Genomic DNA, 15,895 nt, shown 5'->3' with positions numbered 1-15,895 from the left:
CTCGTAGAGACACCTGTTTTAGTATCTCTACGAGGGGAAGGCTTATTTCGTTTCTATCTCGAAGATTTTTCTACCTTTTTCTCCCAAATAGTGGAAAAGAATTTTCTCATAAACTTTATAGCCATCATCTACATTCGTAAAAATGACTAGACCTTGTTGGGTTTTAGGAAGAATAAACATAATCGTCTGACAACCTTTGTCGGCTCCTCCGTGCGAAATGGCGTATTCTCCTTTATCGAGTTCATAGATTTCCATGCCCAAACCAAAATGTTTTCCTTTTTTGGTGACTACTTGAGTTTTGATCATATCCTCAAAAACCTCCTTACTAAGTCCTTCTCCTTTCATAATACTTAGCATAAATTTGCTGTAGTCTTCAATCGTCGTAAGCAAGTTATCGGCAGCACTGGCTTTAGTATTTTTTTCAATGGGATAAGCTTCGCCTTCTTTGTTGTAGCCGATTGCATATCTTGAAATATCAATTTTGTTATTCCAAACCAATTGTGTTTGGTTCATTTGCAAAGGCGTAAAAATAAGCTCTTGTGCCAATTGCTCCAGACTTTTGTGGAATTTATGTTCTAGGGCTTTTTTCAAGTACTCAAATCCTTCACCCGAATAATGATATTTGGTTCCAGGCTTAAAATCAAAATGAAGTTTGTTGTCAGGATTAATAAAACGCCAATTTTTAAATCCGCTTTGATGACTCAGTAAATGTCTTGTGGTCAAAATTTTGCTATTTGGGTCTTTGGCAACATCGGGGTCTGTCCAGTATTTATAAATGGGTTCGTCCAAATTCCATTTTCCTTGGCTTACGAGTTTGAGCGTGACCATGGCTGTGACAGGTTTAGTCAAAGAGGCAACATTGAAAATAGTATTGTAGGGAGCTGTAACTCCTTTTTTCAGTGTTCCATAAACCTTAATATCTTGAATTTTGCCAGCATTTATCACGCCGATTCCCAGCGTGGGAACGTTGTTTTCTTGTAACCATTTTTCTATATCAGGAATATTGTCAAAAGTAGAGGCTGCTTGAAAAGGAATATCCTTTTGCTGATGGTCAAAACTGAGTCCACGAGCTAGTTTCCATTCTCCATTTTCGAGTAGCCAAACATGCGTAAACTTGGCAGTACTGGCAAAGCGCTCTGCTTTTCCTGCTATTTTTTCATAAAATTTATGCACGCCATGCTGGATAGCACCATACAAAACTTTGTTTTTGTACAATGGGTAAACCTCAGTGCTTTCTTCTACCAATGCTCGACGAGATTGATAGGTATCGGGAGTTTTACATAATCCTTTTTTGATATTTTGTAAAAATTGAGGCTTATACGAAATACTGTCGACATCATGGAAAAACTCAAATTTGTCACTCAACAAACGCTCAAATTGTGAAATATCGCAAGTATTAAAGCCTACATTAAACAATAGACTGTCTTTTTTCATAATGCTTTGGTAAAGTTCAGTATCTCTGCTGACTTGTGCGATGGAGGCATTACTTATAAGAATAAGGAGGTAAAAAAGGAATTTTTTCATTTTTAAAGAGGGATTAATAAATGATTGAGGCAGGAAAATTGTTTGATTTTTGTCCAGCAATAACAAAGAAAATGATGACTGGCGAGATGGGTGGATGATGATGGGTTACGGAGTTTTGGGAGGTTGGACGAAATCTTTAAGGGATTCTGTTGTTATGATGATAGAATATTCTATTTGCTATTTTTTGATATTGTAGGATTGTATAATATTATTTCTACTCTCCTATTTTGACTTCTAGACGCTTCATCCTTATTCTTGGAGATAGGGTTTTTGCTTCCCATAGGTATACATCTAATTCGTTTATCTGATATTCCCTCGGCGGATAACGTATTTTTTATGTACATCGCCCTGATTTCAGAAAGGTACAGATTTGCATAAAACTCGCCTAAATTATCAGTGTAAGCATAAATATCAATTAATAATTCTTTTTGGTATTTTGCTCTCTTGATGGCCTCTCTCAAATGATCATATGACTCTGGTTTGAGATGAAAATCACTTGCTTCAAAGTATAAAATAGATTTATGGTAATTTTGATTAGGATGATTTATAGATTTTGAAAGTGTGTCGCTAAGGATTTGATAAATATTGTGGGTAGCTTGAAAAGTATGTGAAATAGTATCTTTTTTATCGTTTATGATATATAATTGATACCTTTCGTTCTTTTCTAGGGTTTCGTAGGCTATTTCATGACTAAAGCTTAATTTTTGAAATAAATGTGGTGCTTTCGAGCCATATTTTGAGATATAAATATCATCTAAAGTTCCTACTTTTTGAGTTATTATATTCAGAAAAACTAGTTCTTTAGCTAAATAAATAGTATCATGATGTGTGCGACTATCTAAATTATCAATGATAAGATTACCTAAAAAAGTTTGAAAATTATCAGCAGCGATTTCTACCGCATATATATCATTTCCATTAAATGTTAATGCTAAATGAGGATTTTCGACGCTGGTTGTGTAATGTTCTGATTTTGAAAAATTTGTAGGTACAAACTTATAAGTAGCTGCAAGTGGCTCATGTGTAAGACCATTAACTGCTATAAATTCAATATTTGTAACTTTATGATGTTTATTATCGGTAGTTTTTTTTGTTTTATCTGACTTGGTCGTTGACTGAGAAAATATTTTATTGAGTTGGTGCGTGGTTTGTTTAAGTAAGGGAATCTTTAAAAACAAATTAGCAGTCTTTGATTTATCGAGTGATAAATCTATTATAACACTTTCATATCCCGTTGCTTCAATTCTCAGCTTGATGGCTTTATCTTTTAATTTAATGTCAAAATGCCCATCAGAAAAAGTAGGATTACTCCAAATAAGTGTTGAATTACTTGAATAAGCCCAATAGATATTTGCTGATACTGATTTTGTAGTAATGGCATCAATAAGTAGTCCTCTTATTTTGATATCTAGAGGACTACCTAAGACCAAATTTGTATGATTGAATATCAGAAAAAGTAAAATGGATAGCAAGCGTAAAATCACTATGATATGTTGTTTATGAAGATGTCTATTTTGCGATTCTTTTTAAAAGAGCTTTATAGTCCTTAGAAGTTTTAAAGCTACTATCTATGGTATTAATTAACCTATCCTTTTTTATGAAGTTATTGTCCACTGCATTGAGAGTGAAGAGTTTCTCTAAAATTTTTAAGGCTATTTCCATACTTTGAGTTTGTACATAATAACATACTAATAGATAATTGATTTCTACATTTTCTGGATCTGTTTTAAGTACATTTTCAATGACTGATAATGCTTTTGAGCTTTGACCATCAAATAGATAGCTCACTGTCAAATCTCGATAAATGCTTGAATCGTCCTGTTTAGATTTATACTCTATTGCTTTAACAAATGTCTGGGCAGCCTCTGCATGTTGATTTTGTTTGAAGAAACAGTAAGCTTTCATTTTATGGGCTTCATAGTAATTGGATTTCAGGGTATCAAGATTAATAGATTCTTGGAAAGCATTGGTAGCTTGGCTGTAGTTCTCCATATTATACAAAGCGTTACCTATTGCCATTTCTTTCTGGCTATTGTTTGGTCCAAGCGTGATTGTTTGATTGAGGTCACTCAATGCAGACTCCAAGTTATTTAATTGTAGATATACTAGACCTCTCTGAAAGTAAGCTTCTGACAAGTAAGGGTTTATCTTGATAGCCGAGCTTAGTTCTGTACTAGCTTCTGCAATATACTTTTCTTCAATCATTGCTATGCCCAAGTACAAATGTGTATTAGCAAAAAAATCTTTCGAGTAACTTTTTTCTATAGTCGATTTTGCTATTTTAATTTTTTGAAATAGTAAAATCGCTGATTTGAAATTTTTCAATAACATGAGGGTTCTAGCTTCGTAAAATATAGCGTTGTAATAATTCCCTACCAATTCGTTGGCTTTGTGGAAATCCTCAAGAGCCTCTTTATATCTGTTCAAATAAAACTTTGCATAACCGCGTCCATAATAAGCATCATCATAAGAATCGTTATATTTTATTGCAGTTGTGTAGTTTGTTATTGCTTCAAGTAGTTTACCTTCTTTTTGATATGATTCCCCAATCTTATACCACGATCTATAATTGTAGGGTAGTATAAGAACACTGTTGGTAAAACTTGATATGGCAAATGCTATATCATTATTTTCAAGAGCTCTGTCTCCGATTAGAAAAAACTCCTCCGAATGTTGTCGAATATTATTAGCCAGATTATCATCAATTTGTAGGCTAATCGCCCTGGAAAAATCTTGACCAGCTTCCTTATACTTTTTTAGATTGTAATAAGCTTCTCCTCTGTAGTAATAGGCTTGAGCCATTTTTGGATCTATAGATATTGCCTCGGTATGATCAGTAATAGCTTTTTGCCAAGAGCTATTTTGCGTATGTATTATTCCTCGTTCATAATAGTATTTGGGGTTTCTTTTATCCAATTGTATGGCTTTCTCATAATCTTCAAGTGCTCCTTGGGTATTGTTAGTTCTTGTTTTTAAAGTAGCTCTTATGGCATAGATAGATGCACTATCATGCTCAATATTTAGAAAGTTTGTATAATCAGCAATGGCTTTTGGAATATTATTTTGAGAAGTATAAAACTCAGCTCTTACTTTAAAAGCATAGGTATTACTAAAGTCAAGACTAATCGCTTGGTCCAAGTCCTCAAGGATGGCTTTGGGAGAATCACCTAGTTGAATTGAGCACTTTGCTCGGCCAAGGAAATAATCCGAGTTGGATTGATCTTTTTTGATATAGGCATCATATTTTCGTTTCAGCTCTTTGAAGTTTCCCGCTAAAAACATTTCATCTGCTTCTGTTTTTAGGCTTAGTTCTTTATTCAGATTTCTAATGGTTTCCTGGTATAGAATAGCTGAATCAGGTATTATTCTAAACGCTGCTTGGTATTGTTGAATAGCTTTTCCGTAATATCGTTTGCGCTCAAAAGTTTTAGCTTCAAATATTACTTTAAAGTAATTGTCCTCTTTTTGCTTTTGAGCTAGACGTTCCTCTTCTTGTTTTTTTAGGTCTTGTTCTTTTTGTATTTCTCTTTTCGAGAGAGAGATTTGTTTTTTGATATAGAATGATTTACCGTATTCGTCTCTGTCCTTTTTTAGAACTTCAGAGTATGCCTGTAGTGCAATATCATATTCTTTGGCCTTGAAGGCATCGTCAGCATCTGCCAATAAACGATTAAATTCATTGACGTCTTTTTGAGATTCGTTGGTTTGAATGACTTCTGATTCTTTAGGTTGATTGGTGGCAGATTCGACTACCTGTGTTATGGCAAGATCATTTTTACCTGTTTCATCATTAACTTTTCCGAATGCTACACGAGTGATGTTGGTTATCCACTTTTTACCTATATGTTCAACCTTTAGTTCGGCAACTCTATCATTCTTTTTATAGGCAACTTTTATTGTTCTATGTGAATTTTTAAACAGACATTCAAAATATACTTTAATAAACATTGTACCTCCTACCTGTTTTACGTTTGAAACACTCAAGATGTTTATTTCTATTGAGCTCTCGATACTTTTGGTGTAGAGAATATCTAAAGCGTTTAGGTATTTTTCTACATTAAGATCGTGAATGTTGTTTCCATTGTAATAGTTGGGATTAATATCATCTTCTAAAATAGTCTGACTATTGTAAAAGACTTGAATATTGCTATTTGAATAACTATCCTTTATAGTCGCTAGCTTTTCGGCATCACCAATTGATTCATCTGTGATAAAGTTTAGTAAGTCTTTAAATCCATTTTGAATTTTTCTCTTGGCAGAAAGTTTGATTTCCTCGCTTTCTTTTTGGGTAATAGTTTGAGAAACAATAGTTGCTGTTGAGCTAAGGTAAATGATTATTAGTAGTAATGCGTGGTATAATTTTTTCATATTGCGTTCGATTCTAACCCTAAATTTTTGCTAAAAATGAGTAAATGATCTGATAATTAACTGCTAGATTATTTGTTTTCTACAATTCCAATATTACCTAGAAAGACCTCCCATTGACGTTTTTCTACTGCGTCAATTGTTTTATTATAGGTCGTAATCATTACTTTAACATCCTTTTTTACAATATCACTGTAAGAAATCTTACCATTTTTATTATATCCAGAAAATCGTTGCTCTCCTGTGATAGTACCATAATAATTGCCATCTGCCTCTTGTTTTAAATCTCCTATATATTGAATATCAGACCATTCTATTTTAACACTACTAAATTTAGATAGCTTTAACTTCTTCAAATACTCTTCAATTTTTCGTGTTGCCACTGATACTGTACCGTCGGGCTTGCGGAATGACACCTGTATGGTTGCACCAGGGGTAAATAGTTTTGTAGCTTGTTCGATCACCTTATCTTTTTCCTCTGATGACAATTCTTTGTTTGCAATGAGGTTTAAGAAACTACTAAAGCCATCTACTTTTAACTCAGCTTTTTTGCTGTATGACTCCATTTCAGCATTAGACAGCTTAATGATTTGGGTGGTGGTAGTATGAGTGGTTGCTGTGCTAATATCGGCCTTCTCAAGTAGCTTCTTTTTTAGTGTAGACAATGAAATAGAGGTGGGTGAAGCAAAAAAACTATGCTTTCCATTGGTGTAGAGAATGAACAATAAATCTTTTTTATTTTCTGTTTGACTATCTCCCGATTTTATGGTTTTGAAATTAACGATTTCGTTAGATTCATAACTAATATTACACCTAACGGATTCGAGAGGTTGTTTGTAAAGGATTATATCGTATTTCTCACTAATTCTTTTTATGTTCTGATATTCATTAATAAATATTTCTCGATTTTCAGACTCTAATTCCTCGGGTAAAATAATATATCCTCTATCATTGATGACTAAAGCTATTTCACTAAGAGCTCTGGTCGTTTTTGATGTTGAATTATCAAGAATATACTCAATATTTGTAGGGTTGAAATGAGTGATTTTGACACTATAGACTTCATTATCTTTTGTATAAATATAATCTTGTGCAACTACCATTTTTACCTTAGTAGTTAGTAGTATAATGAATAGAAAGAGTGAAAGAGTTTTTTTATTTTTCATACCAATATTTTCAATTATTAGTGGCTGAAATGCCATTATGAACAATCAAAGCTTTGATTTACATTGATTTATTTTATTTTGAAGTGCCTTACTATTATCTAGGGATTGTGCTATTAAATACCAGCTAAGGGCAGTTTTATATTCGTCTACTCCTGCAAACTTATCTCCATTTGAAATGGCTGATGTGATGATTTCTTTACACTTTGTATTTTGAGATACCTTGTTTCCTAGTAATGTTTTAACTTTTTTAAATGAATTTATCGCTACAGGTTTATGGTCTTGCTTCAAGGCGGATTCACCCTTTTCCAAGTAATATTCATACCCTTTTGTATTTTCTTCTATTTTTCGAGAAATATCATCCTGATCATTTATTTGCCCCTCGAAGATTATAGAGGTATCTAGTTTCGAATAGATAAACGCGTATCCGTTTGGTTTACCATTTTTCAAGAGACCCGAATAAAGGTGTCCTTCATCTAAGGTATAATACTCATAATACCCATCTATCTGCTTCCCAATTGAGTGAATTTTGGGAGGTGTTAGATCTTTTAAGGGCTTTGCCTTTTTTTCAGTCTTAGTTTTTGTCACTTTACTGTTACTTTCTATAGTAGGTAGCGACTGACCTAATGAGGGAAAGTACATTAGCCAGATAACTTGGAGAATAAGTAAAGATTTTACCATTATTTTTAAATTTTAGTCAACAAGGTTATTGATAAATAGTGAGTCAATAAGTGATTTTTGCTGAACGAAGTCATATTTTGCCTCTGAATCATTATTAATGAAATCAAACTTTAGTGGTGCTCCTGAATGGGGGTTAAAGATTTTTATTCCTACAGTTCCATCAACTTTATTCTCAATGACTAATTCAATACTAGATTCTCTACTTATGGAAGAGTTTTCTATTGAAATTATGCCTAAAGGCTGAGTAAATTCTTTAGAGTCAAGGTATTGGCATAGCTCAAGTTCGGTTCTTCTAGCTCTTGTATCCAAAGCATAGATTTTTTTACCTGATACTGGCAATGGTGTATTTTTATGAATGATTAATTCAGGTTCTCTAGACTCTTTTGTTTTGATGGCAATGTTGTAAGAACTTACATTTTTGAGATCAAGATTTGATTTAGATGCTTCCTGATCGTTAGAGAAACTATTTGCGTAAATTGCAGCTCCTTTGGATACACTAGTAAGCGGTTGGTGATAGATAATTTTTTGGAATGCGGTATTTATCTGTTTTTGCCAATATTCATAGAGAAGTTTACTATTGCTAGCGCCACCAATCAGAATAATTTGATTGATGTCTGGGAGACTTAGTCCCAATTTTTTCAGTGTATCTTTTACACATTCCTCCGTTTTTCTAATGATTTCTAGGGCAAATGTATTATATTCTTTTATGTCGAAATATACTCTAAAGAATCGATTGTCAAAGTAGAACCATTTTTCTAATCCTTGATTGGTCTGATTGATGGTTATTTTACATTCTTCGGCTAATATTTTGAGAAGATTATTGTTATAAATAGAGTCTTTGATAGTAATACCAAAGGTTCTGTAATAGACTTGCTTTATCTTGTTGATGATGATTTGATCAAATTCTTCTCCTCCAATATTATTGATTCCTCCTTTTGCTACTACGTGAATTTGTTCTCCATTTTTAGTAAGGACTGATAAATCGAAAGTCCCGCCCCCTAAATCGTAAATCAGGATTAGCTCTTGGTTTAAAGCGTTATTTTCGCCGATATAATACAAAGCGGCGGCAATAGGTTCATCTAATAAGGAAGTGAGTTGAACATTCGCAAGTCTGGCTGCTTCTATAACAGATCTACGTTGTAGGTCATTGTAATGCGAAGGTACTGTTACAACAATCTTGTTAATGTCCTCATTAATGAAGAGTTTCGCATCATATACCACCTTTTTAAGCATGATTGAGGCTAATGTTTCACTAAAAATAGGAAGCTGTTGTTGCGTAAGTCCTAATGGAATATAAGATCCAAAATGTCTTTTGAAAAAGGTATAAAGGTTTTTATCTGGATATGCCTGATAAATATTTTTGCTAAACTCCCCACTATAACCTTGTTGTTATCTATAATAATGGCGCTTGGCGTGGTTTCCGCATTTTTATCGAGGTTATCAGGTATGATTATTGGTGTTCTATCTTTTGTAAGAGTGGCAACCAAAGTATTACTTGATCCTAAATCTATTCCTAAATTCATATTATAATTCTGTCTTTTTGTTCTGAAATACTTTTTTGTAGACTTTCACAAGTTTTCTCAGCAAGTTGTAAGTTTCTTAATTTATTGTCTATAATAGACTGACTATTAGATAATTGTTGTTTTTTGTTGTTGCTCACATCTTGGGCTTTCTTAGTAGCGTTTTTTAAGATAGTATCTACCTCAAATGTGATATTCTGAGTAAGTTCTCTAATGTAGTTTGAAAGGTTATTTACCCAATCTTTATAGCTATCGTTGTAGATTCTTTTTGCTTCTGATTGAAGGTGGTCTTTTGCCTTTTGAGTTTCTCGTTCTCGTTCCTCTTTACGCTTACGAGGAATCCTCACTTTAAGGTCAATCACACCATACCAGATCAGAATACCCGATAGTATTGAGGTAATTAATAGAATGGCTAGTTTAGTTTTTTTAGCGAAAAAAGCCAGATATTCATACACGTTGTTAACCTCAGCTAGGGTTTTGGGCACTTGTTCGCCATCTGAAAAAAAGTCAACACCTTGAATGAGTAGGTTGAGAGGCATTAATAGACCAACAATTACCATAATGATACCAGTGTAGTCTCTCAAAGCGATTAGGTATTCATTTCGACCTTCTTTAGTAATCTCCCCTCTAAAGTTTTTTTGCATATAGTTATTGCCTTGTACCATTAAAGTTGGATTAAGGTCAGGGAGTACAAATTTCTCTATGGTCATTTTAGGGAGTTTAAATCGACTTAAGAGTTGGTTTAGTTCATCAAATGTGGACTGTGTAATTGTCTTTAATAGCGCTGAATCTTTTCGAAATTCTTTCAATAACTCTGTTTCATTAAATTTGAAAAACTCTTGTGTGATATTATCATTTAGTCCAAGCTCAATTTTTTCGTATTTGTCTGCAACATCGATTTGATTTAAATCATTGTATTTTAATAGGTTAATGAAATGAGCTATTCGCTCGCTGAAATAGCCATAATTAGGTTTACTAAACTCTTCATATTTAATTTTTACACCTTTCTCTACTTCTTGGAGGTTTTTGAGAATAGAATATCTAACTGTATTATTGATTTCTGAAAAACTATTTGAATCTGCTTTTTTCAGATACATCGTATCCTGAATTAGTAAGCTTTTTTGACTATGTAAAATTCTATTCTCAGTTTTAACAATTTGGTTAATATATTCTACAACGGGCTTGAGAGTACTCAGTTTAGAAAGTAATAGTAGCTTATGTTTATCAATTGTTTTGATGAAAATATCAATATCATCTTCAGACTGAAAAGATATGGATTGGCTGGTGATTAGATTTATTTTACAGAAATCAAGAATTTGATCAATAAGAATCTGTGAGTTGACGTTGTTGACGAGATATACTTTTTTGTAATGATTGCGTTGAGACGCCAGTATATCCATAATTGCTTCTGCAGAAGAATCCTCAAAAAAAATCATAAGGATGTTCGCAATAAGTGAAGGATAAGCAATTGGTTTTGGATCGATTTTCTTAAGAGTTACCTCTATTCCATGATTTTCTAATTGATTAATCAAGTAGTTTTGTAATTTATCATCGTTCTCCGATGCTATTAGGTCAATCGGGAGAGTTTGTTGTTTTTCAATACTTTCGGAATCTTTTTTGATAAGCTCAAAAAAGCCATATTGATTTGTGTATCCAATATCTTTTTGGATAGAATTTATTTTCTCAAAAATGGGATCTAAATTATGTGTCATAATATGTTGATTACTACAGTTCGCATGTAATTTGTATTACTAACTTCATTGACTACCTCTTCAAGGTTGCGATGAGTATTGATTTTGAAGACAAATTTTGTCTTTCCAAATTGAATAGTATCCCCTTCTCTCAAGGAGTATTTTCCCATCAGTTTCTTATCTGAACCGTTCACAAAAACCCCATTTTTTGAGGCAGGAAGTCCAGAGTCGCCAACATCGTATAAAATATAGTCACTCTCTTTTATTTCGATAATAGCGTGTTTTCTACTAACAAACATGTCATCCTCTATAGCTATATTAAGGTTGGAGTCTTTGGTTAGCCTACCTATGGTGTTGATGCCTTCTTTTAGGATAAAAGATATCGTAGCACTATTTTCAGTATGCCTAATAAGCCATGCTGGGTCACGATTAAATGTGGGAGCTGTTGTAGAGTCTAAATAGCTTTTAGGAATATCATTTTTTATACTGATATCTGGCTTTAAATTATTTATACTATTATTTGAAGAAGTATTTTTCAGAAAATCCCTACATTCGCTAAGTTTCTCAATATTTCTTTCATAAACTTTCTTCAATAGGTTAGTTGGAGCATTGTTGATAAGGCTTTTAAAATACCCTTCCTTTTCTTGAATAGCCTTCAATAGCTCTTCATTGGTTATGTCTTGAGCTAGGCTTAAGAAGTCAATAATTTCACTTCGAGTCATCCTATTTTAGTGTTTAGTTATACATAAGAATAAATTTTCTAGGTTCCGATGAGCGAGTTTAGAAATAGTCTTGATTTTAATATTCATGGTTAAAAATTCCATAGGGAAGCTCTTCTGATTCTACACTCGCGAGCACGCTGAGCTTCTTCTTGGGCAATGTGCATTGAGTTTTCAGAATCGTCTAGTTGAATTTGAGCACTCATTTGTATTGAGGTTGCTTGTTGTACATGCTGATATGCTCGAGCATCTAGCTCTGATGAGTGCTTTTGAAGCTGTTCTATTTCATTTTTAAGATGTTCTGCATTTAACATTTGACTTGATGCATCATTTGCAAACCCATCTGTTTCTTGGGCGTCTAGTTGAGTATTTCTTTTAGAGAGCTCTGTTTCCTTTGCTGCAGTTTGAGCTTTATTCTTAAAACTTTCAGTCTCGCTTGCATCAGATTCAGCACTTTCTTTAGCTTTGGAAGCTTGTGTGCTATCATTCGCTGCTGAGAACTTTGATTGTTCTGCCATTGAAGCAAAAGTTTGGGCGGCGCTTCTTATCTGATTGGTTTCTTGAGCATCGTTTAGGGTCTCTTGTTTTATATTTTCTATTTCTTTTGCAAGTGCCAGAGTTATTGTTTTGTTCGTTTCAACATCTTGCTTGTCTGCATTAGCATCATTTTTCAGCTGTTCTGTTTCAGATGCCAATGATTTTGCTTGATTTTTCAGTTGTTCTGTTTCTTTACTATCACTTAATGCTTCCGACTTGATTGTATCTATTTCTTGAGCTAGTGATTTTACAATATTTTTTTCTTGTTCTATTTGTGTAACATCACTGAATACCTCACCTTTAACTTGTTTTATTTCAGCAAAATGTGCTTTAGCATTATTTTTGATAAGTTCTGTTTCTTTGGCATCATCTTTAGCTTGATTCTTGGCCGAGTTGCTCTCATTAGCATGACTTTTAGCTAATGATTTGAGTTGTTCAGCTTCCTGTGCACGTTCTTTTGCATTGGTTTTTGCTAAATCAGCTTCTTTTGCTTCGTTTTTTGCTTCGTTTTTTGCCTGTTCAGTTTGAGAAGCATTTCCATGAGCTTCATTTTTAGCTTGTTCTGCTGCTAACATGTTGCTTTTAGCCTCATTTTTAGCTTGTTCAGATTCGGTAGCCTTATTTTTGGCAACTATCTTATTTTGTTCACATTCATTCGCGTCACTGATTGCCTCATTTTTCGCTTGCTCAGTTTCTTGAGCATGAGATTTTGCTTGATTCTTTACTAAATCGACTTCTTGAGCACTTTCTTTAGCTATAGTTTTTGCTTGTTGTACAGCATTTGCATCAGATTTTGAAGTATTCTTAATTTGTTCTGTTTCCTGCGCCTCATTTCTGGTATCATTTTTTGCTTTTTCACTTTCCTGTTGATCTGATTTTGCAGAGTTTTTCAATATTTCAATTTCTTGCGTATCTGATTTTGCTGCATTTATTAGGAGCTCAGTTTCTTGAGTTGTTGAAAGTGCTAGGTTTTTAAATTCTTCACTTTCTATTTTACTCGCATTGGCGTCATTTTTCGCATTTTCAGATTCTGTAGCTTCGTTTTTTGTAATATTTTTGATTTGTTCAACCTCTTGTACTTCGCTTAATATTTGAGTTTTGATTTGTTCAACTTCTTGGACATGAGCAGATATTACGTTCTTCAATTGCTCAGATTCTTGTACGTCAGACAAAGTAGAATTCTTGGAAAATTCTGTTTCATGAGCACTTTCAACCGCCAGATTTTTAGCTTGTTCGGATTCTTGAACGTAGGCAATTGAGGTTGTTTTTAGTATTTCAGCTTCTGTAGCATCACTCAAAGTATTATTTTTCTGAGCATCAATATCGACTCCATTAGACTTTGCGAGATTTTTTAATTCCTCCGTCTCTATTACATCTGCCATTGCTTGACTTTTGGCAGATTCAGTTTCTTGTCTAGCTGCAGTACATATTTGCTTAGCAATTTCAATTTGTTGTGCATCTGCCAACGACTCCTGCTTTAACATTTCTGTATTTTGAGCAAAATCTTTAGCGACAATACTATACTGCTTAAGTTGCCCTAACAGTAGGTTCATGTCTTTCGGCTTGAAATCAGACTTTTGCTTTGACAAGAAATCCTCAATATCCACTAACTGTTGATATGTTTCTTGTGCTTTTGTTAGTAAGCTTGCTATATCCATTCTTTTGGAGAAATGACGGTTAATAATGACATGCCATATTTGCACAATGATGGGCGCTATCGCGATACTGTGCTGCCATGAGAGACATCCTTCTAACCGCATCCTCAAGACTGTCTATGGTATTAAGATGGTTTTTTACTAAGTTTCCATCTGCCTCAATGGTAGCTAATAAACTTGTTGCTGAGTTTTTGTGCATCAAGGTAGCTTCGGAATAGCTTAGCGCCTGCTGAGCATACGATCTTGCTTGCTCTTTAGCTGTTTCAGCTTCCGCTGCATCTTGTTGTGATTGTACTTTCATATTTTCAGTTTCTGTGGCATCAGCTTCAGCTTGTTTTTTTGCATTTTCAGTGGAAGTAGCATCTGTTTGAGCATCTTGACGAGCCTTTTCTGCTGATTTTGCATCATCTTCAGCAGCTTGGCGAGCACTATCTGTTAAATTTGCATCCTCTTTAGCTTGATTTTTTGCTTGTTCTGCCTCTTGAGCATCGGCTTTAGCATCATTTTTTGCTTGTTCTGTCTCCTGTGCATCTGCCTTAACGTCACTTTTTATTTGTTCTATTTCTGTTGCATCTGACTTAGCGTCATTTTTTGCCTGTTCAGCTTCTTGTGCATCAGCTTTAGTTTCAAGTTTTAGTTGTTCAATTGCATTTGCATCATTTTTTGCTTCATTCTTTAAATTTTCAGCCTCTTGTGCATCGGCACGTGCTTCATTTTTTGCCTGTTCAACTTCTTGCGCATCAGCCTTTGCCTCATTCTTGGCTTGTTCTGTCTCTTGCTCATCAGCTTTAGCTTGATTTTTTGCTTGCTCAGCTTCTATAGCATCATTTTTCGCATCATTTTTTGCCTGTTCGGCTTCTTGCGCATCATTTTTCGCATCATTCTTTGCCTGTTCAGCTTCTTGCGCGTCATTTTTCGCATCATTTTTTGCCTGCTCTGCTTCCTGGGCATCATTTTTTGCCTGGTTTTTTGCTTGTTCAGCTTCCTGAGCATCAGCCTTTGCTTGGTTTTTTGCTTGCTCTGCTTCCTGCGCGTCACTTTTGGCATCATTTTTCGCTTGTTCAGCTTCCTGAGCATCCGCCTTTGCTTGTTCTTTAATTGAGTCTATCTCCTGCGCATCCGATTTTGCTTGATTTTTTATTTGTTCAGTTTCTTGCGCGTCACTTTTTGCATCATTTTTCGCTTGTTCAGTTTCTTGCGCATCCGCCTTTGCTTGATTTTTTACTTGTTCAGTTTCTTGTGCATCCGCCTTTGCTTGATTTTTTGCTTGTTCAGCCTCCTGTGCGTCAGCTTTTGTTTGATTTTTTGCTTGCTCAGTTTCTTGCGCATCAGCTTTCGCTTGATTTTTTGCTTGTTCAGCTTCTTGCGCATCAGCTTTTGCCTGACTTTTTGCTTGTTCAGCTTCTTGTGCATCGGCCTTCGCTTGATTCTTGGCTTGTTCAGCTTCCTGAGCATCTGCCTTTATCTGATTTTTCGCTTGTTCAGCTTCTTGTGCGTCGGTTTTTGCCTGATTTTTTGCTTGTTCAGCTTCTTGCGCATCGGCTTTTACCTGATTTTTTGCTTGTTCGGCTTCTTGCGCATCCGCCTTCGCTTGATTTTTTGCTTGCTCAGCTTCTTGCGCATCAGCTTTCGCTTGATTCTTGACTTGTTCTACCTCTAGAGCATCAGCTTTTGCTTGATTTTTTGCTTGTTCTACTTCTAAAGCATCTGCTCTAACATCGTTTTTGAACTGTTCAATTTGTTGTGAGTCAGCAGAGGCTTCTTGCTTAATTTGTTCTATGATTTGCCCATCACTTTTAGCATCTAATGCTGACTGCCGGGCAATGTCTGAACTACTCTTAGCCTCAATTAAATAAGTGTTGAGGCTATTTTCTTGCATGGTGATAGTTTCTAGAACATGACTTTGCTGTGCGAGAATTGCATTAATCCTATCACGTACACTAATTGATTGGTTAAGAATGAGAGTGAGCTCTTCAAATATCTGATTTTCTGTCATTGCCATGGTAGGATAATTTGCAGTTTGAGCTATTGGTGCCAATA

11 protein-coding genes are annotated in these 15,895 nt (G+C 34.5%); all 11 read right to left on the bottom strand.

Annotated elements, in window-relative coordinates; genetic code table 11:
• Positions 1–42: 42 nt before the first annotated feature.
• The 11 genes from BWI92_RS17750 to BWI92_RS17700 all read right to left on the bottom strand — a co-directional run bounded on the left by BWI92_RS17750 (position 43) and on the right by BWI92_RS17700 (position 15,857).
• Positions 43–1,524, bottom strand: a complete 1,482-nt coding sequence (locus tag BWI92_RS17750; protein WP_095164959.1) for a serine hydrolase — start codon at positions 1,522–1,524, stop codon at positions 43–45.
• A gap of 170 nt (positions 1,525–1,694) precedes the next feature.
• Positions 1,695–3,008: an OmpA family protein gene (locus tag BWI92_RS17745; RefSeq protein ID WP_176464472.1), complete on the bottom strand. Its 1,314-nt coding sequence runs from the start codon at positions 3,006–3,008 to the stop codon at positions 1,695–1,697.
• A 25-nt stretch (positions 3,009–3,033) separates the two neighbouring features.
• Positions 3,034–5,472: a tetratricopeptide repeat protein gene (locus BWI92_RS17740; protein WP_176464471.1), complete on the bottom strand. Its 2,439-nt coding sequence runs from the start codon at positions 5,470–5,472 to the stop codon at positions 3,034–3,036.
• Between the two features lie 488 nt (positions 5,473–5,960).
• The gene (locus BWI92_RS17735) at positions 5,961–7,091 is read right to left on the bottom strand and encodes a hypothetical protein (protein WP_141234826.1); all 1,131 of its coding nucleotides are present in this window, start codon (positions 7,089–7,091) and stop codon (positions 5,961–5,963) included.
• 9 nt (positions 7,092–7,100) lie between these two features.
• Positions 7,101–7,733 carry a hypothetical protein gene (locus BWI92_RS17730; protein WP_095164951.1) on the bottom strand — a complete coding sequence of 211 codons (633 nt, stop codon included), beginning with the start codon at positions 7,731–7,733 and terminating at the stop codon, positions 7,101–7,103.
• A gap of 12 nt (positions 7,734–7,745) precedes the next feature.
• The gene (locus tag BWI92_RS17725; protein ID WP_255406797.1) at positions 7,746–8,993 is read right to left on the bottom strand and encodes an Hsp70 family protein; all 1,248 of its coding nucleotides are present in this window, start codon (positions 8,991–8,993) and stop codon (positions 7,746–7,748) included.
• Between the two features lie 23 nt (positions 8,994–9,016).
• Positions 9,017–9,256 (bottom strand): Hsp70 family protein, encoded by a 240-nt coding sequence (locus BWI92_RS17720; RefSeq protein WP_095164947.1) that lies wholly within the window; start codon positions 9,254–9,256, stop codon positions 9,017–9,019.
• Complete coding sequence (locus BWI92_RS17715) at positions 9,253–10,965, bottom strand: hypothetical protein (RefSeq protein WP_095164945.1); 1,713 nt, start codon at positions 10,963–10,965, stop codon at positions 9,253–9,255. Before BWI92_RS17715 ends, BWI92_RS17720 begins: the two co-directional genes overlap by 4 nt.
• Positions 10,962–11,666, bottom strand: coding sequence for an FHA domain-containing protein (locus BWI92_RS17710; RefSeq protein ID WP_095164943.1), 705 nt, complete (start codon positions 11,664–11,666; stop codon positions 10,962–10,964). Before BWI92_RS17710 ends, BWI92_RS17715 begins: the two co-directional genes overlap by 4 nt.
• Before the next feature lie 89 nt (positions 11,667–11,755).
• Complete coding sequence (locus tag BWI92_RS17705; protein WP_095164941.1) at positions 11,756–13,858, bottom strand: hypothetical protein; 2,103 nt, start codon at positions 13,856–13,858, stop codon at positions 11,756–11,758.
• 19 nt (positions 13,859–13,877) lie between these two features.
• The gene (locus tag BWI92_RS17700) at positions 13,878–15,857 is read right to left on the bottom strand and encodes a hypothetical protein (RefSeq protein ID WP_095164939.1); all 1,980 of its coding nucleotides are present in this window, start codon (positions 15,855–15,857) and stop codon (positions 13,878–13,880) included.
• Positions 15,858–15,895: the final 38 nt, after the last annotated feature.

The organism is Flectobacillus sp. BAB-3569, assembly GCF_002270355.1.
Classification (GTDB): Bacteria; Bacteroidota; Bacteroidia; order Cytophagales; family Spirosomataceae; genus Flectobacillus; species Flectobacillus roseus.
This window is presented reverse-complemented; position numbering and strand designations above follow the sequence as displayed.